This window comes from Cesiribacter sp. SM1 (assembly GCF_020178975.1).
Classification (GTDB): domain Bacteria; phylum Bacteroidota; class Bacteroidia; order Cytophagales; family Cyclobacteriaceae; genus Cesiribacter.
Genome location: NZ_JAHXBU010000077.1, coordinates 1 through 548 on the forward strand (window position 1 = coordinate 1; position 548 = coordinate 548).

Annotated in this window: 1 tRNA gene; it reads left to right on the forward strand. The window is 44.5% G+C overall.

The window, feature by feature from the left end:
• Positions 1-69, forward strand: a tRNA-Ala gene (locus tag KWJ01_RS13300).
• The last annotated feature ends 479 nt before the right edge of the window (positions 70-548 follow it).

The window sequence follows — 548 nt, forward strand, 5'->3', positions numbered from 1 at the left end:
ATTAGCTCAGCTGGCTAGAGCGCTTGATTTGCATTCAAGAGGTCATCGGTTCGACTCCGATATTCTCCACAAGGGGTAAAGGAAGAGAGAGTGCCAAGCATTCAAGAGGTCATCGCCGGAAGGCCGGCCCGATCGACTCCGATATTCTCCACTGGCTGCCTTTGGCAGCGGTACAAAGTACAAGGTATATTGTACAAGGACATACAGGAGAGACTGTCGAAGAAAACATCTAAATCCAAAGCAGTAGGCTAAGGATACATTGAAGAAAAAGTAAGAGAGCGTATGCTGGTACAGCAGGTATAAGGAGTAAGTCCATATACCATATACAGGCATAGCTACTTATTACTACTATTTTAGTCTCCCAAGAGGGGTACACTGTTGAGCAAGCATGTGACCTTGCCCTTGGGGATAGAGACTAGGAAAAAGTTCATTGACATGTTGTGAGAGGAAATAGGGTCATTCTAGATTAGTTGCGAAACTAGTTTAGTAATGAGCATAAAGAAAGTAAGTAAGAGTGTATGGAGGATGCCTAGGCTCTTGGAGGCGAA